At 54.9% G+C, this 17,871-nt stretch carries 12 protein-coding genes and 4 pseudogenes; 6 read left to right on the top strand and 10 right to left on the bottom strand.

Going from position 1 to position 17,871, the window contains the following annotated elements; genetic code table 11:
* The first annotated feature begins 125 nt into the window (after nt 1–125).
* Nucleotides 126–2,174, top strand: coding sequence for a dockerin type I domain-containing protein (locus AC2FFH_RS19045; protein WP_496845092.1), 2,049 nt, complete (start codon nt 126–128; stop codon nt 2,172–2,174).
* 13 nt (nt 2,175–2,187) lie between these two features.
* Here AC2FFH_RS19045 and AC2FFH_RS19040 read toward each other — a convergent pair whose 3' ends face one another.
* A complete protein-coding gene (locus AC2FFH_RS19040; RefSeq protein WP_496769307.1) occupies nt 2,188–3,501 on the bottom strand; it encodes an HlyD family type I secretion periplasmic adaptor subunit in 1,314 nt (437 codons plus the stop codon).
* Nucleotides 3,501–5,198 carry a type I secretion system permease/ATPase gene (locus tag AC2FFH_RS19035; RefSeq protein WP_496769329.1) on the bottom strand — a complete coding sequence of 566 codons (1,698 nt, stop codon included), beginning with the start codon at nt 5,196–5,198 and terminating at the stop codon, nt 3,501–3,503. The genes AC2FFH_RS19040 and AC2FFH_RS19035 overlap by 1 nt, the downstream gene beginning before the upstream one ends.
* 270 nt (nt 5,199–5,468) lie before the next feature.
* Here AC2FFH_RS19035 and AC2FFH_RS19030 point away from each other — a divergent pair, with 270 nt between their 5' ends.
* The 3 genes and pseudogenes from AC2FFH_RS19030 to AC2FFH_RS19020 all read left to right on the top strand — a co-directional run.
* A complete protein-coding gene (locus AC2FFH_RS19030) occupies nt 5,469–5,594 on the top strand; it encodes a hypothetical protein (protein WP_496769309.1) in 126 nt (41 codons plus the stop codon).
* A 459-nt stretch (nt 5,595–6,053) separates the two neighbouring features.
* Nucleotides 6,054–6,425, top strand: coding sequence for an aldehyde dehydrogenase family protein (locus AC2FFH_RS19025; RefSeq protein WP_496769311.1), 372 nt, complete (start codon nt 6,054–6,056; stop codon nt 6,423–6,425).
* Between the two features lie 308 nt (nt 6,426–6,733).
* Nucleotides 6,734–6,952 (top strand): annotated as a pseudogene (locus AC2FFH_RS19020) (3-hydroxyacyl-CoA dehydrogenase NAD-binding domain-containing protein); the annotation flags it as partial.
* A gap of 165 nt (nt 6,953–7,117) precedes the next feature.
* Here the strand turns inward: AC2FFH_RS19020 and AC2FFH_RS19015 are convergent.
* A complete protein-coding gene (locus AC2FFH_RS19015) occupies nt 7,118–8,377 on the bottom strand; it encodes an aminotransferase class V-fold PLP-dependent enzyme (protein ID WP_496845091.1) in 1,260 nt (419 codons plus the stop codon).
* A 246-nt stretch (nt 8,378–8,623) separates the two neighbouring features.
* Between AC2FFH_RS19015 and AC2FFH_RS19010 the strand changes: the two genes are divergently transcribed.
* On the top strand, nt 8,624–8,821 hold the full coding sequence (locus AC2FFH_RS19010; RefSeq protein ID WP_496740319.1) for a barstar family protein: 198 nt from the start codon (nt 8,624–8,626) through the stop codon (nt 8,819–8,821).
* Nucleotides 8,822–9,181: 360 nt separating this feature from the next.
* Here the strand turns inward: AC2FFH_RS19010 and AC2FFH_RS19005 are convergent.
* The 5 genes and pseudogenes from AC2FFH_RS19005 to AC2FFH_RS18985 all read right to left on the bottom strand — a co-directional run.
* Nucleotides 9,182–9,724: pseudogene (locus AC2FFH_RS19005) on the bottom strand (ISNCY family transposase); the annotation flags it as partial.
* Between the two features lie 782 nt (nt 9,725–10,506).
* Complete coding sequence (locus AC2FFH_RS19000) at nt 10,507–10,806, bottom strand: CcdB family protein (protein WP_496780334.1); 300 nt, start codon at nt 10,804–10,806, stop codon at nt 10,507–10,509.
* Nucleotides 10,806–11,036 (bottom strand): type II toxin-antitoxin system CcdA family antitoxin, encoded by a 231-nt coding sequence (locus AC2FFH_RS18995; RefSeq protein ID WP_496725008.1) that lies wholly within the window; start codon nt 11,034–11,036, stop codon nt 10,806–10,808. Before AC2FFH_RS18995 ends, AC2FFH_RS19000 begins: the two co-directional genes overlap by 1 nt.
* 484 nt (nt 11,037–11,520) lie before the next feature.
* A pseudogene (locus AC2FFH_RS18990) lies at nt 11,521–11,733 on the bottom strand (transposase); the annotation flags it as partial.
* Nucleotides 11,734–11,739: 6 nt separating this feature from the next.
* Nucleotides 11,740–12,024 (bottom strand): annotated as a pseudogene (locus AC2FFH_RS18985) (IS110 family transposase); the annotation flags it as partial.
* Nucleotides 12,025–12,211: 187 nt separating this feature from the next.
* Between AC2FFH_RS18985 and AC2FFH_RS18980 the strand changes: the two are divergent.
* Nucleotides 12,212–13,951 (top strand): adenylate/guanylate cyclase domain-containing protein, encoded by a 1,740-nt coding sequence (locus tag AC2FFH_RS18980; protein WP_496845090.1) that lies wholly within the window; start codon nt 12,212–12,214, stop codon nt 13,949–13,951.
* 216 nt (nt 13,952–14,167) lie between these two features.
* Here AC2FFH_RS18980 and AC2FFH_RS18975 read toward each other — a convergent pair whose 3' ends face one another.
* Both AC2FFH_RS18975 and AC2FFH_RS18970 read right to left on the bottom strand, forming a co-directional pair.
* Nucleotides 14,168–16,702 (bottom strand): cation:proton antiporter, encoded by a 2,535-nt coding sequence (locus AC2FFH_RS18975; protein WP_496769321.1) that lies wholly within the window; start codon nt 16,700–16,702, stop codon nt 14,168–14,170.
* A gap of 104 nt (nt 16,703–16,806) precedes the next feature.
* Nucleotides 16,807–16,983, bottom strand: coding sequence for a hypothetical protein (locus tag AC2FFH_RS18970; RefSeq protein ID WP_496769323.1), 177 nt, complete (start codon nt 16,981–16,983; stop codon nt 16,807–16,809).
* Nucleotides 16,984–17,871: the final 888 nt, after the last annotated feature.

Raw genomic sequence — 17,871 nt, 5'->3', positions numbered from 1 at the left:
CAGGAAAAATTGTGTTAAACTGAAACCGAACTCCTCGTTTTCACCACAATTCCGCTTTGGTATCGGGCCGGGCATCGGATCATCCTGCAGTCATTGCCAAGTTTGGCGTGGGGTGATTTGGTATGATGCTTCAGTTCGAAAGCGTGGTTGCAACAGGAAGCGCAGCGCTCGATTCAGGTATCCGTGATACGGCTTTAAAAACGTTTAACGGGACCACGTATCTGTACAGTTTGACCGGCCCCGGCGGCGGTGTTGCAGTTTGGAAGCTTGTCGATGGCGCGGTTCCGCAACTGGTCGATACCGAGTATTTCAGCGGTTCGATCACGTTTCAGGTGGGCCGCACGGGGACTCCGGTTTCGTTTGGTGGCAGTGATCAGCTCGTATTGGATATCGACACGGCAAATGGGCTGGTGGGGTATGATTTGAACCCGGATGGGACCGTTGGATCCTTGCGGGAAACCGGGATATTGACCGGCGGCGGTGACATTTCGGCCTTGGTGAAACTGTCGACCGGGTCCGGCGATCTGCTGATGATGGCGCATGAAGATACCGGGCGGATTGTCACCTATACCGTGAATGGGGACGGCACATTGACGTCCTCGGGCGTGATCGTGGCACGATCTGATTCGATGCAGTCATTGAGCATTGGCGCAGACAACTTTGTTATTGCGACCGACGGCGCCAGCAACACTGTCTCGACTTACAGGGTTGACGGGGGAACCGCAGCCATAGCAGTGGTAGACAACAGCGAGGCCCTGACGACTTTGGGAATCGCGACGCCCACAGCGGTTGAAGTGATACAGGCATATGGCAAGTCCTGGGTGGTGGTCGCGGGGGCTGAAAGTAGCTCTCTCAGTGTCATGGAACTAGCCGCCGATGGCCGTCTAATTCCAACCGACCATGCTCTGGATTCGCTGCACACACGGTTCGAGTCAGTTCAGGACCTTTCTGTGGTCGAGGTCAACGGGCATGTGTTCGTTGTCGCGGGTGGTGGCGATGATGGAATAACCTTGTTCGCCATGACGCTCGGTGGACAGTTGGTGCATTTGGACAGTTTTGCCGATACGCTTCAAAGCGGTTTGCAGAATGTGAGTTCGTTCAGCGTCGCGCAGGTCGGTGATGAGCTACAGATTCTGGTCGCTTCGCAACAGGATGCGGGGCTGACCCAACTAACGGTGGATGTCGCAGAACTGGGTGTCGTGCGTAGTGGCTTGGGAACAGTTAACGGTACAGCTGGTAACGATATGCTCAGCGGCAATATTCTTCCAACGACCCTTATTGCTGGGGCCGGGGATGACATTTTGATTGCCGGTTCTGCCGCGACCACAATGTCGGGTGGGTCGGGTGCGGACATCTTTGTCATGCAATACGGAGCGGAAACCACCACGATCACGGACTTTCAGGCTGGTATCGACCGGTTGGATATGTTCGATTATCCGCTGCTCAGAACGCCTGGACAGTTGACCTTTACCGCGACGGCGCAGGGCGCCCGAATTGAGTACCTCAACGAGACGATAAACGTGATTTCCGCCACTGGTGGTCCGCTGACCAGTGCTCAGGTGTTTGGCGAGGGTTTTGGCGGCCCCGATCACATTCCTGTCGATTTCGGCGATTTCGGGGGGCTCGATCCGGGCAGTTCCGATGGGGCTTTGGGGGACGTATCAATCAATTCAGAAACCGCCAATCCCAGCCTCAGTGACGCAGAAATCAGCTTTACCCCAAATGGCGGAGCCACAATCAGTGTTCGTTCAGACAGCAATGGGCGGTTCGATTTGAATTTACCGTCTGGCACTTTCGAGGGTGAATTCGACGTCATCAAGACCTATTCTACCGCGAGCAAGGACATCAACGCATTGGACGCGCTGCAGGTTTTGCGGATCTCGGTCGGTCTGGACCCGACATGGGGTCCAGCCTCGCCGGAAAATTTGATCGCGGCAGATTTCAACCGGGATGGTTCGGTGAATGCGCTCGATGCATTGTCGATTCTGCAAGTGGCGGTCGGACAGCCCACTGCCGTTCGCCCGGAATGGGTTTTCATCGACAGTGACGCGGACCTTTCAGGGATCACGCGCACCGACGTTTCTTATGATACCGGGGCAAATGTGGTGGCTGTGGATGGCGTGATTGCCTCCGACATGACCTCGATCCTGCTGGGCAACCTCGAAGCGCCTTAGTGCGACCGGGCGGTCACTCTCGGAACGCCCGGTTGAAGTAATCTGCCAGTGGTTTGACCAAATAAGACATTGGCGTACGTTCGTCCGTCTTGATCAACGTTTCCACTGGCATACCGGGCAGCAGTTCCTGCCCTTTCAGACGATCAACTTGCCCGTCTTGTGGAACGACTTCGGCGCGATAGAACGTCTGGCCGGTGTTTTCGTCGGTAAACGTATCAGCCGAGACATTCATAACCTGTCCGTCAATTTCAGGCGTTTCACGCTGATTGAATGCGGGAAACCGTAGCAAAACGGGCTGGCCAACATGCAACTGGTCCACGTGAATTGCATCGACGCGCGCGGCGACGACCAGGGGCGTATCCTGCGGTACCAGATACATCATAGGTTCCGCGGGTTGGATCACGGACTGCAGGGCAAAGACCTGACTGCCGTAAACCGTTCCCGAAACTGGGGCGCGGATATCCAGTCGCGAAAGGCGGGTGTCCAGCGACAGACGGCGCTCGGCCAATTCAGCAATCTGGGACTGAATATCACGCAGGGTCGTGATGGCTTCTTCTCGCCGTGTTGCTTCAAGCTCAAGGATCGAGATTTCGGTCGCTGATATCTGGCCTCCTAGGCGCGCAGCGGCGGCTTCCAAACGACCGATATCCCCTGTGAGGCTGGCCTCTTCACGCTGTAGGGCCGAAACACGGCTGGCCTGGGTAAGGCCGCGCTGAAGCAAGCTTTGCTGATCGTCCAGTTCGGTTTGGATCAATTCAACCTGACGCCGCAGCGAGACAAGCTGCGCTTCGGTACCGTCGATTTCGCTTTCGATTTGAACGGTCTGTTTGCCCAGTTGCTCAGTTTGCTGGTCCAATGTATTCAATCGCGCCTCGAACAGGCGTTGCTGACCGGCGATCAGATCAGGGTCGATGTTTTCCTGTTGCTGAATCTCAGCCAACCGGGTGGCCAAAGCTTCGGCATTTGCGCCATCGCGCTCGACTTCCAAACGTGCCCGGCGGGCCAGCAGTTCGAACAGCTGGGCTTCGACAATGGTTTTCTCGGACGACAGAAACGTATCATCCAATCGCAATAGTAACTCGCCGCTGGTGACGGCATCGCCATCGCGCACATAAATCTCACCAACAACGCCGCCGTCGGGGTGTTCAATCACCTGACGGTTGCTTTCGACCTCGATAATGCCCTGAGAGATAATGGCCCCGGCCAAACGCGTGTTGACTGCCCAAACACCCAAACCGCCAACAAGGATGCCAAGGGCCGTAAATCCGACCAGGGCAGGGATGGTTATGCGCCATACGGGGCGCTGACTATTTGTTTTGTCCTGCATCAGTTGCCAGCCTTGCTGAGGTTGCGCTTGATCGATCCGGCGTTTTGAACGACTGCACCCAAAACCTCATCCCTTGGGCCGGATCTGACAACCTGTCCCCGTTCGACCACCGCAAGATCATCACATTCCGAGATCGCTTGGGGACGGTGAGTCATAATGATCGTAGACTTTCCTGCGGCCTTAAGATCGCGGACAGCGGCGTTCAGCGCCTCGGTTCCATCGGCATCCAACGCCGAGTTCGGTTCGTCCAGAATCAACAAAACGGGGTCTCCGTACAACGCGCGCGAGAGCGCGATCCGCTGCTTCTGACCGCCTGACAGCTGACTGTCATTGCCTTCCAGAATGGTATCGTAGCCTTTTTCCAGCGTCAGAATCAGCTCATGCGCATTGGCTTTTTTGGCGGCCGCTACAACGGCTTCCGGGTTTGGGTCTTCCGACATACGCGCGATGTTTTCGGCGACAGTTCCGTTGAACAACGTAACTTCTTGCGGAAGGTATCCGATATGTTGGCCCAGATCAGTTGGATCGTACTGATCCAGCGTTGCGCCTCCCAGACGGATCTCGCCTGCTGCAGGACGCCAAATACCCAGAAGCGCCTTGGCCAAAGTGGACTTTCCTGACCCGCTTTTTCCGATTACACCAAGTGCCCGCCCGGGCTCGAGGTTCAATGAGACGTTGCGGAGGGTTGGAGTATCCGCTCCAGGCGGGATGACCGTCAGACCCTTGGCCGTCAGCCGGGCTTGGGGCACAGGCAACTTGGTGCGCTGTTTTTCTGGCGGCGTGGCATCCAGAAACTGGCTCAACGAGTTCCACGCCGTTCGGGCGCGTTCAACGACAGCCCATTGCCCAACAACCTGCTCGACGGGTGCCAAAGCACGACCCAGCAGGATCGAACCTGCGATCATCGCGCCGGGGGTCAATTCATTGCGCAGAACAAGCAAAGCCCCAAGCGCCAGCATTGCAGATTGCAAAAACAGCCGCAGCGATTTCGTCACTGACGTAAAGCTGCCGGTCCAGTCACTGGCGGCGATTGTTTGTTGCAAGGCGTCTGTTCGTTGACGCTGCCATCTACGCGTGATGTCCTCTTGCATGCCTTGCGAGTGTACTACCTCGGCTGCCTGTCGGGCATGTTCGGAAAAGATGTTGGCTTTTGCCGACGCTGATTGAGCCAAGGCGACCTTGCGACGAGTCAGTATTTGGTTCAGCAACGCGATCACAACTAAAAGCGAGCCACCACCAACGGCCAGCCAACCCAGCAGAGGATGGAACAGAAAAATTGCCGCGATAAAGATAGGCGTCCAAGGGATGTCCATGACGGCCAGCAGAACTGGAGAAGAGCACAGGTTTTGGATCGACTCCAGATCCCGCAACGCCGTTGCCGGCGCGGCGCGCGCGCGCGGGTGCAGCGATCGGCGCAGGGTTGCGTCAAACACCCGTTCGTCCAATTGGGACTGAAACCGAGCGCCGAAACGCGCCACGATTCGACCCCGCGCAAAATCGAGCATAGCCATAAGGCCGTACAATAACGCGACCAGCAAGAACAGCGCCGCCAAGGTCTCGACCGCTCGGGACCCAAGAACGCGATCATAGACCTGCAACATGAACAAAGGTCCGGTCAGCATCAACAAGTTGACAAAGATGCTGAACAAAAACGCAAGCGCCAGGAATGTGATCCCCTGGTTGCGCGCAGATTGCATTTCACGTCTTGGCTGTGCTGCCATGTGGTTCTTAATATTCACGAACGAAGCTTCTCGTTTTTGTTGCGCAGGTTTGGAATGGGCTAGTATTTGCGCGCATCCTAGACTGATGTCCCAATAGTGGAAATACATCTCGTTGCAGATTGTCCATATACCGCCGACCAAGATCCCAATCGGTGTTTTGGCAATGGCTTATCGACATCTGACTTGCGCGTTGACTGAAGTGAAACTCTCTTTATCTCTACGTAGTGCAATTGAGGCGAAGACCAGGTGGCAAACATCTCAGACCTTACTGCCCGTGTGATTTTTGCGGTCTCGTCCGGCCTTAACCTGGCCGCTACAATAGTGTTTGCCGATCTGTTTCGCGCGACCAACAAATTGGATGGCAAGCCCTAGTTTTCAAGAGGCTTCTTGGCCGAGAGAGGCGGCAATTGTGTCGCAAGCAATGGTGCAGGGAAAAGAAGGGTTGTCTTCGGTGACGTTGATGTGGCCGACATCGTAGTGGTATTGACAAGCTGGACATGAGGGCATTCATGCCGGCGCGGTCCGGACTTCTGAATGCGCGGCGGGCGACCGGTCACTAGGAACATATTGATGGCTTTCAGGGGTTTTACTCGGTTATTGAAGTGGTCGAAAACCTGTTGGTGATTGATGAAAACCGGGTTTCATGTTGTGGCGGCAGCGCCTCGGCGAATATTTGGGTACATCGGTTCCCGCCAAGCTCAGGGCGGCCAATCCGGCAAGGGAAACTAATCTGGAAGATCCGATACCATCGCCCGAGATTTGCATGAGGGCTGGTATATCGCATAGCCGGTTGAACTGGGCGTTCGAAACATACATCAAAAAACGCCCACGTTGTATTGCTGGGATATCCGTTTGGATCGGGCACGCAGTTTGTCGGATTGTCTGCACTATGAGCGGGCCAACGGGTCGATGCCGATATTGATGCCGTGGCTGAAACGATCCGAAATCGCGATAGGCGGCGAACTGGGCGAACAGGCCGGATTCTTCTACCCGCCGACGGTCGCAGTGAATGCCAACAACAATGCGGAGATTGCGTATAATGAGGTGTTCGGACCAACTGTCACCCTGTCGCACATTGGCAGGGCGAAAAACGCTCGTCGGATCGCCAACGCCAGGCGCTATGGTCTGGCTTCGACAGTTTTGACCAAGGATGTTTCGATGGCGATGAAAATGACGTCTCAACTGCGCTGCGGAAAGACCTGATGTAAGAAGCATGAGTGGCCCGCGGCGGAAAGGCAATGGGCCGCAATGAAAGGCACAGGCGCGCTTTGCAACATATCGGTCCCTGTTTTGGACGCCCCCACGTCAGCGCGTCTTGTGTTGGGTGTACGCTGATGCGATTGGTAAGAAAACGAGCGCTGGCTACCGGTGGCCGGCAAGGGATCGGGCGCGGGTCAGAATCCGAAGGGTTGTAGGACAACATCATCTGGATCCCGCTGGATGCGTTGGTTGCCAGCCCAGCCTTGGGTTTGACGCTGGGATAGATGCAACAGGGCTGAAAAAAACCCCGCCGCTTTGTTTTGGGGTGCCCGTTCGAACCCCCGCACCTGATGCCGCTGGTCGGGGTTCTGGGGAATGACAAAACCGCCTACGAGGTCATTGAGGCAGCTCAATCGTTCTATGAAAACCTAGGCACGACAACAAAGAAGTGTCTGGATACGTGGTCAATCTCTTGCATGCTGCGATTTGGCGCGAAGCAATCAATCTGGGGACAACGGGTCACGGCGTGAACCGGCAACTGGTGGACAACGTAAAAGCCGCGGCATGCGGAAATACTCCGGCCGCGGTGTCGGAACAACGCGACGCTTTTTTCGTAACTCTGCAAAAGCCCGTTGCAGGTTTGGGTTGAGAACCGCCATCTATGTAACCGTTTGCTACGACCAAATCGGATCTGGTCAACTGCTTTCGCCCATAACTTTGATGGCCCCCAACAACCGCGCGATTTCTTGTTCCGTGTTGTAGTGACAAAAAGAAATGCGGATACAATCCGACAGGCCCAGCGGTGTAAGAACGTTGCCGGAATAGTGGTCAGCCTTTCGAGTATGGGTGCGAATGCCCTGTTGATTCAGTGTCTCGACCACGTCCTCGGATGCATGACCCTCGACCACGATTGACACCAGCCCTTCGCGTGCCGGGTTATCGGCGCCTGCCAGAATGGTCACGTGATCCATATCACGCAGCCCTGGCAGATTGCCGGTGCCGTTGATAGCAGTATCGGTCAAGTGGGTTTCATAGGCGTGAATGGCTCGGCCCGCAGCCTCGATCCGTTTGCGCGGCTCGGTCTCATCCGAAACTTCGCCACCGAGCCAGTCAAAATACGCTACTACGTCTGATACGGCTGCATACGATCCCGTATCGCGGGTCCCGAACTCCCACCCGGTTGCGGGTGCGTCGATCAACATGTCATGTGGCAAAGCGCTGAGTTTGTCGGAGATCCAGGCGATGCCGTATCCGTGGCGGGAAAACACTTTGTAAGGTGAAATCGCGTAGCCATCGACATTGTAGGCGTCCAGGTCCAGTTGCCCGTGGGCCGCATGCTGAATGCCGTCGACGATTATCAAACAATCCGGTGCCACAGCACGGATCGCCGCGGAAATCGCGGCTACGTCCATGCCCATGCCTGTCACGGGCGATGCATGCAGGATCGTTGCCACTGCGACATCTGGCGTTATCAGCGCAGAATAATCCTCGGCCGTAACCAATCCGGCGTCGTTGTCGTGGGGCACATTAACGTACTCCAGCGCGGCGATTTCAGCCCAGCGACGTGCTGCGCTTCGGGTGGCCGGGTGCTCGATTGATGAACCTATCACTTTTGCACCTTTGGGGGCGACCAGACACGCGGTGCGGATCATGCGAAACAGCAGCTCGGTTCCGCTTTCACCTGCGAAGAACTGCCCAGAAGATGCGTTCATGAACACGGCCAAGTCGTCTTTGGCCTTGTTGATGACGCCTTGGGTTCCCTGACCTGCAGGATTTATGCGCCCCGGATTGTCCGGGATTGCTGCATAAAAAGCCGAGGTTTCAGCGACGGATTTCAATGTCAGTGCTCCGCCCGCATTCTCAAAAAAGATGCGTTCGCCTTGAAAGGGACAGGTGCCGACATGGGCGAACCGGCCGCGTACGGCCTCGATGAGGGCAGGGTTGTCTTGGATCATAGGTTTGTCCTGTGCTTAGTCAGAAAGCGGTTCACGATCGTGCGGCAGAGCTAGGCCACCGCGATAAGGTTTTGTCCGGAAATCGTTGACGTTTTCATCATAGATTCGGCGAACTGAATTGATCAGGCCGCATGCAGCCATCCTGTCAAGCGACAACGCGACACGATCAGGGAATATTGCAGCTATTTTAAGCTATCGCGTCTGCTTGCTATCCAGTTTGCCTCGGAAAACCAGATCTTTGGAGGATTGGGGTGCGGAGGAAGTTTTGATGACGTATTTACGATACTGCTGGCTGCGCTTGTTGCTCCAAACTGGCATGGGCACAATCTGGATGCGCTGTGGGACAGCATTGCCGGTGACATCAATGACGTAATTCCACCTTACTCTATTGAAGTGAGAGGGAAAAACGAAGTGACTGATGTGGTGGCTCTATTATTATTTTAGATGCAGTCAATTTGAAGAAGCCAGAGCCAATCAGGTTATTGGCGTTGGCTTCAAGCTTACCTGTAGGGCGCGCTGTCTTCTGCGCAGCTGCTATTTTTGCACAAACTCAGGTTCTGGTGCCGTCCTTCTACTGGCCCGTGTTCTCGGTGGCTGACCGGGCTTACTGCCGTTGGGCTGTAACCCATCTTTTCGGAATTTGTCCTCACTTTGGGTTTTGGGGAGCTTGTTCCTGCATCTCCTTGATATGCGCCAGCACAGCCCCGAACCGCTTGTTCTCAGTGACTGCGGCGTGGGTGACGCGTTGGTCCATTTCGAAGATCCGTTAGGGCAGGGCCCGGCCTTCCCAGCGCACTTCAAACCGGCTAGCCTCAACTCTTTGACGAGTCGATCCTGGAGCGTGCGGTTGGCGCGTTCAACCCGGCCATTGGCCTGAGAGTTGTTCGCACACAGGATCTCGATATTCAGCGCATTTAGCGCACGGCCGAACTGGGTCATGCCAGCGCCGCCCTTGGCATCTTTTCTGGCCACACGGAACACCGTGTTTGTCGCTGTAAAACGCCACCGGGCGGCCATGTTTATACTGATAGCTTTCAAGCATATCGAAATAGCTGGTGGTGCTTTCTGACTTCACAAAGCAAAGTTCCATCAAGGTGCTGGTCGCGCCATCCATGAAGACGAGAAGGGTGCAGGGGTCGCCACGATCCTCGAACTAACGGGTGATCGGAGCCGTCGACCTGGATCAACTCACCTTAGCATTCCCGCTGCAGGCGCGGTTGATGGAATGTTCGGCGCTGCTTGCGAGATAGCCAGCTTCAATCTTCCACCATCCAATTGCGCAATGTCTCACGTGAAGCCGTGATGCTCAGCTAACTTCTCTGCGGCCAATGTCGGCCCGAATTCGGACTAACTCTCTTTGACCAACATCAAGGCATAATTGCACTTCGTTTGTGAATCCACCCCGGCTACAACTTCAACTCATGCAATGGACAATATGGTAGGATAAGGCGAAGCGAGCGGTAAGTTCAGCGAACTTCATTGCCATACGCATCACCGGCGACACCACACCGCGCACACTGATGAACAGACGCGCCTCCGGCGAAACGAACTAGCCATCTATGTCCAAGAAGTCGGCAATAAACTCGCCTCATGCCATGTATCCTGTTCCTGATTCAATTTTTTAGAAGATCATAAATCTCTGCAGAAACCCGAGCACGCTGACCGCTGTTTTTGGGGTTTCGTGGGGCGGCACATCACACTCAATACCCCCTCTAAAATCCGGTTGGGAAAACCAGTACGTGCTAAAATAGACATGCCGCCCACAATCTCAAAATGACATCAGGAGATTATTGAGTCCATTTTTTTCTTGGAAACTCACCGTTGACTCCAATGAAACAAGGCTTTGAAAGGACGTCCGGCATTCCCCAGGCTACAGATCAAAACTGACTGAACATCCTTGATAATTCCTTCTCCGACCGGCTTTGGCGGTCTCTGATAAACGAGTTGCTAAGTACCGACACCTACTGCCACAATCTTAACTCACCGAGGCTAAATTCCTAGAAACCGCAAATGCGGCCCCGTCCTTTACCGAGTATGAGGCATTTGAACCTGGTGCAGCTCACTGCAGCCATCCTCGAAATTGAACGGTGACGATCAGAGAACCTGACCAACATTGAGGTCATACCATGCTAGAATCCCTGCATCAGCATATCGACCGCGACAGTGATCTGATCGAACTCGTCACTCAAGTCGCATACTTGGGACTTTAGAATTCCAACCGGTACTGCGGCCATGAATTGTGTGACCATGACGACTGGACCACCATCAATGTCAAAAACCGGATTGAGACGTGCCGCTGGCCTTGGTGCGTTTGACTTCGGTAGCAGCGGCACAACAACACGCGTATTCAGATCGCTTAGGAGGTCGGTCTGGACATCCAGAAGGTAGCCATCGCCGGATGGATTAGGGTAGACGTCGTATTTTGGCATCAGAACTGCCTGTAACGTTCCAGCGGAAGACCATGCCGCTCAACATATGAATTGGAACTTCTGAGTGCTGCAGCATTTTCGGCTTTCCAGCGCTCAGACTTTGCTGCGATGACTGCGGCGCGCACGCCCTCCTCGGCCGCGCGGGACAGATTTACCTTCAGCGCTTTGGCCTCAGACAGTAACGCGCTATCGAGCGACAGATTCGTGGGCTTTCGCGTTTGAGCGTTCATTGTATTGCTCTCCCTATGCACGCACTGTATCGCTATGAAATATGCGCGTCAAATATGCGCATGCTTGTAATGCATGTTTCGCAGAATTGAACCGACTGACAAGTTCCATCAGCGATGCCATTAACCAGCTAACACAATGAAACGGTAGTATTGCAACATGCAGAGGCGAGAAACGACCCAATAGGCCGCTCACAACGAGGCTCTTCAATTCCCGACACGCGGACTTTGCCGACATTCGCCGCGCCTGCAAGCCATTGGGCAATACAAGGGAAAAAGTGCCACTAAATGACCTCAGTTTGGGTCGCGACGTTGGTCGGAGTGTCCTGGCCTTTGGTTGACTTAGGTCCGCATCATCACATCAAACGTCTTGCATCTCTGGGCAGGTCGGCCTTGTCAGGCGGTCGGCTGCCGGTATTCCTGTTGTTTTGTCAGCATCACCCAGATTATCCAGGCGCTCCGGATGCTTCCTGCCCTTCAGCGCCCGTGACGTCATGCCGGTGATCAGGAGTTTTCGGATGTATCGGTCGCCTTTCTTAGTGATCTTGCCTAACTTTTCCTTTCCGCCGCTGGATTTGTTGAGCGGGGTCAGCCCCAGCCAGGCTGCAAGGTCGAGGCCGGTCCTGAATTGCTTAGCATTCCCGATGGTTGCCACGATGGCGGAGGCGGTAATACGGCCGACGCCCGGCATGCGCATCAGGCGCCGGGCATCGGCATCAGCGGCGTCGGTCTTGCCGCGCTTTACATAGGGTTTGACATAGGCTGCTGGCATCAGGCGGACGTCACGGCCCAGCCTGCTGAGTTCACGGCCCTAATAGTGGGCGGAGCCGCAGGCTTCCATGCCGACAACACAGCGCGGAAGTGTCTCGAAAAACGCAAGCAGCTTCGGGCGCTTGATCTTCTTGTTGAATATCTTGCAGCCAGCAGCCGATAATCCATGAACCTGGAACACGTCGTTGGCCAGATCCAGTCCAGCTGTTTTAACCGTCATTGGGTGGCTCCTTTCCGAGCAGTCCAAGACAACTGTAGTATGGCGCATCGCGACGCCAGTGGAACAAGAGCCACCCACTCCATCCGCTAAATACCTCGGCAATCTGTATTTGCGCGATGTTCCCAGAAAGGTGTTGTTATGATCTTTTCCAAAGTTGAATATGACCTCCCAACCAAAGGTGTCATTTTTGGAACGCAGACTCGCCGCCATACTCGCCGCTGACGTTGTTGCATACTCTTCGATGATGATCGAAGACGAAGATGCCACATTGATGCACCTCAAGACCCATCGCGAATGTGTTTTTGATCCCAAAGTCAGCAAATACAAAGGCCGGGTGATCAAGTTGATTGGGGATGGCACATTGGTTGAGTTTCCCTCAGTCGTGGATGCTGTTCGGTGTGCCATCGAGATCCAGAAAGAACTGACGGTTCAAAACTCAGCGATAAAACTGCGCATCGGAGTGCATCTGGGCGACGTGATTGTTGATGAGGGCGATGTCTATGGGCACGGTGTCAATCTGGCGTCGCGCCTGGAAGCCGCAGCAAAAGTGGGCGGTGTTTGCATCTCTTCTATAGTTTATGAAAGCCTGGGAAACCTGATTGAAGAAACCTTTGAAGATGGCGGTGCCCAGCACCTCAAAAACATAACAAAGCCCGTCAAAATATACCATTTGTCACATGAAGGTTCTAAAAAATACGAGTCAAATCAAACTGGACGGGATAAGCCCTCAGTCGCGGTTTTGCCGTTTTCAAACGTAAGCGGCAATGCTGAGCAGCAGTTTTTCAGTGACGGTATTTCCGAAGACATCATTACCGGACTGTCCCGCTTTCGGACCTTGTTTGTGGTCGCGCGCAATTCGTCGTTTCGGTTTCGGGACTCAGATCTGGAGATTGGTGAAATCGCGGCAAAGTTGGGGGTACAATACCTTGTCGAAGGCAGTGTTCGAAAAGTCGGTAACAGAGTGCGCATTTCGGCTCAGCTGATCGCGGCTGACTCTGGAAAACATATCTGGGCTGAGCGTTATGACCGCGAACTGGAAGACATCTTTGCGGTTCAGGATGAGGTGACCCAAAGCGTCGTCGCGGTTCTTCCCGGTCGCGTTCAAAGCGACGTGGCCAACAATGTCTTGAACAAGCCCACAGACAAGATGAAGGCATATGAACTCTTGCTGCGAGGGAAAGCACTCCGAGATGGGTTGAACGCCGCCGACAACGCCACCGCCAAGGGATATTTTGAAAAAGCGCTGGCCATCGATCCCAATTACGCGCGGATCTATATGTATCTGGCCGACACCTATGTCGTCGACCTTTGGCTCGGTCTTGCCGACGCCGATGCCCCCTCCCAGGCATTGGAAATCGCGCGTCAGGGCGCGGCTTTGGACAACAAGGACGTCTATATTCAAGACCAACTTGGATATGCGTACCTATGCGCGGGCCTCTGGGATCAGGCCGATACGCAGTTTCAAAAGACACTGTCATTGATCGAAAATGAAGCGGAATCGATGGCTTGGTGCGGATATGGGTTTCTGTTGTTGGGGCAGCATGAAAAGGCCCATGGAATAGTTGTCGAGGCCATGCGACTTGACCCCCTGCACCCGCCTTCTCTCGATTGGATTATCGGACAGGTATATTTCTTTTTGGGTCGATATGATGACGCTGTCAGCAAGCTGATTGGCGAAGCACGGCTGAACTCATTGGCTGTTGCGTTTCTAGTGGCAGCCTACGCGCACTCGGGCCGACAAAAAGAGGCGGAGTCCTCGTTGCAAGCCTTTGTTCGACACCGCCATCAGGAGTTTTCAAGCCGCGGGATGGCAGTTCCGGAAAACACGTTGATTGCTCTGGCCGGTGGCTTTCAACCGATGTGGCGCAATTTGTCGGATTGGGAACACATTGCCTCTGGTCTGCGCCAAGCTGGTTTGGCAGGGTAGGCGACGCCCATTTTTCTATGTCTTCGGTGATTGGCCGTTGCCAATTTCCGCTCCTTGCTGCGACCTGCCGCTGATTGTACAAGATGTTGAGGGTAGTGACGGGTTTTTCGAGGGAACAAACCTCTGACTGGAGTAGACGTTCACCAAAACAGGACCCGACTGGTGCCCGTGAACCAGTACTTTTGATTTCGCGGCTCCTTTCCAATTGAGAGCCTCTCAAGATTTGGTCCCTTTTTCAGGGGATACCTCGGCCTCATCCAGATCCAACACCGCGGGGTCGATCATGCGCTTGTCAGCGCTCATCTTGACAGAGTTTCGCATGGCCTTGCTTCGCCGCAGCAAGCGTCGGAAACTTGCCTCGTCGAGCATAAGCAGCGTCGACGGTGCCAATGCCCGCACGTTTACGCGACGCGGCCGTTTCAATAACATGGCCAATTGCCCGAACATTTCACCACGACCCAGCCGCGAGGTGTGCCGGCCGAGTTCCACTTCCACCGCCCCGGAAGCAATGAAGAATACACTCTGGGCGAATTCGTCTTTGGAAATGATGGTATCACCCGCGTTGGCATATCGGGTCCGCAGCGCCCGGCTGAGTTTCCTAAGCGAAGACTTGTCGAGATCGGAAAACAGTGGGAACTGCCTGACCAGATCCCGTCCTTTAAGAGTGATGTCCAACTTCGGACGCCCTTCAGTTAACGTACGTCTTGTCGCCACTTCCTGCATCAAAACAGAATAAAGTTCTTCGCCCACAAGGCCGTCTTCGCGCATGACCGCGTATTCACGTTCTTCAAGGCGCAACGCGGTTCGCTGGATGAATCGTCGCTCTAGCTTTTCGGCATAACCGGGAAATTGCAGTCGCAGGCCTTCAAGCGCCGTCTTAACCGCCTCGGATCGACGCGCCAACACTTCATCCAGCAATTCCGCAACCCGGCGGCCATGGATCCGGCGGATGCGGCCGCGGACGAACCCATCTAGGTCCTGCAGGATCAGACGTTGCATGAGCAATCTTTCGAACCTGTCCGTTGTGATACGCGTGAGTGGGAACGAAATTCGAAGCCGGTTGTGCAGAAACACGGCGATCCGAAAAGATCTGCCGTAAACGACCGACCGATTTGATGCGCGCTGATAGCCGATCCGTCCGCCAGTCCGTGCGCCTTCAATGAGCCGATCCGCATCGGACAAAATCTTCTCACTCAGAACCGATGACATGGTGCGTTCCCGCATCCTGGCCAATACAGAGTCCCGCTCTGCACCGGCCAGCGCAATAAGACCAAGCGTGACCCGGTCACGATCAAGGATCTGCGCGCTGTCCTCGGCGGCCTTTACCGCCTCGTCCAGGCGTTCACTAAACTGTTTGGCTTCGTTCCTGACGATATCGTGCGTCAGGTTATAGTTTTCTGCTGTGCGGGACACGTCCTCGCGAACCGATTGCAAGGCGACGGCGACCACCTGACGCGACAGGGCGGTATCAAGCGGAGAAAGCCTGTCGAGCCCCAGTTTTGTGATCACCATGCGCAAGGTTGTACCCTGAACAATCAGTGTAAACAGGGTAAAGCCAGTGGCCAGAATGCCGACCAGGCGCTTCGTCTCAAGCGGGATGTGTGTGCTTTCGGTGACTGCCAGAGCCAGGGCCAGCGTCACGGCACCACGCAGCCCACCCCACAGTATTGCGGTGCGATAGGGGCGTTCAACAGCGGGCGATAGTCCAATTGCTGTCAGCAATGGTAACAACCCGAACAGAATTGCCGCCCGCGCGAACATGGCGGCCAAAACCACCACAACTAGCAAGCCAAAATCAGACGGTCGCACCTCTTCCAGCAATCGCGGTATCAGCAATGCGGCAAGAATAAAAATCAGCGCGCCGGCCCAGTGTGCCAGAAGGTCCCAAACCTCTTGCAGATTTGTCCAGGCGACCGGTGACAAACGACCAGGGCCTGTGAGGTTGAGCGTAAGCCCCGCAGCCACCACCGCAATGACACCCGAAGCCCCAACGCTTTGTTCTGCAACGATATAGGCAAGGTATGGCAGCGCGATGGAAATGGAAATCTGCGCCATTTCCCAGCGGTCGACAAAAGCCATCGTCCAAACCGCCATGCGCGCCATGAGCCAACCAGTGAGTGCTCCGCCTGCGATCAACAGCGGAAACTGCCCCACGGCTTCACTTAGCAATGGATTGGGTCTTCCGAGCATGACAAAGCTCATGAATAACCCGAACAGAGCCACAGCAGCAGCATCGTTAAGAAGGCTTTCGCCCTCGATTATTCGTGACAGCCTGCGCGGTGCCGAAATCGACCGGAATATACTGACAACTGCCGAGGGATCCGTTGTTGACACAATGGCGCCGATCAACAGGCAGGCGGCCAGCGGCAGCGCACTTGCCCAACTCAGCGCATAGCCAATAGAGAGGGTCGCGACAATCACTGCCACAACGGCCATCATCAGGATGGGCATCCAGTCATCCAGCATCCTGCGCAGGTTCATGCCGAGTGTCGCCTGAAAGAGCAGCGTGGGCAGGAAAACATAGAGGAAGACGTCTGACCGGATCGGCAGATCTATGATCGCCTGCGCCCCCGGGTTCAATGCATCCGTCAGGTCTGTGTCGAGAAAGAACGTCGCGCCAAGCCCGATCACTATCCCCAGGACGGCGAGGATAACGCTGTAAGGCAGGCGCATTCGCGCGGCCAGCGGTTCCGCCACGCCGATGACAACAAAAAGAGAAGTGATGATGGTCGTAACGACGACGATATCCATAGTTTCGTATTACCTGAGAACTCGAGTAAGTGGAATCCACTCTTAAAGCCGGATCAAACACGTGGAATCAATATGCGCACCTTCGCTCGTCCAGTCTGGGCCGCCTACGAATGCAACCTATTGGCACTAGTCTCAATGGCTTCAGCGATAGCCAAGACACCCTCGAGTTCGACGCCGAGGTACTGGATTGTACCGTCCATCTTGGTATGGCCCAGCAAGTGCTGAAGCGCTCTGAGGTTGCCGGTCTTCTTGTAGGTTTGGGTGATTTTTGAGCGCCTCATTAAGTGGCTTCCGTATGCGCTTGCTATAAGGCCGGTCGATGAGACCCAGTCTCGAACAATCCGCGCATATTGACGCGTTCAGATGTGGATTCTGCCAGGCCAAAGGTATTCCGAACGGATCATGAGTTCATCTTTCATCCATTTCTGAACAGAGGCACGGGTGCCCTCGGATATCTCGAAGCGCACAGGTTTCTGTGTCTTACTTTGCAGTACTGAAGCGCGTTCCTTGGTCTGCCCCGATGACATGACAACGACCCCTTCATCTTCACCAGATCACAGCCGCGAAGCTTGCTGTCGATTGCCATGTTGCAGAGTGCAAGATCGCGATGGGTGCCAGCAAGCTCAAGGCGAACTCGGATGTTTTGGTTTCAGTGGGCGCTTTTTTACCAAGGACACGTCCTTTGCTACAGACTGGGCGAAGTGCCCGAATGGCAGGTAAGTTTGGTGTCTCCATGACTGAACCTCCGATCCGCCATGTCCACCTACAACGACAACCCGACATTGACGCGATCCAATCACACAGGATGCTGCGCAATCGATGAGCGGTGGTTTTGGCAGCGCCCGCGTATTCTTTGGGCCGTGAAAACTGAGCGACTACGGTTGCTCCGGTTTGACTAAAACGCCCTCAGCCAATTGCGTATTTCCGCCACGATTCGGTGTATCAGCGCAATCTGCGCCGCGGACCCACCGAAGCCATCATTCTTCTCCTGCCATCCAATGTAACATTTGTCGGAATTGTCCTTTACTCGAGCAGCTTGAAATCTGATTATCAGCATTCTTTGGTGGGCAGGAGGTTAACGTGACAACACCTTGCAAAGACCTCTGGCACCGATAGCTTGGCTGTTGTCTGCATGGATTGCGGATCAAGCTGCAAGCCGCCACCGCGCC

The organism is Ruegeria sp. YTSC003 (assembly GCF_059609785.1).
The sequence above is the reverse complement of the archived record's forward strand: the minus strand, read 5'-3'. Positions and strand labels throughout refer to the sequence as shown.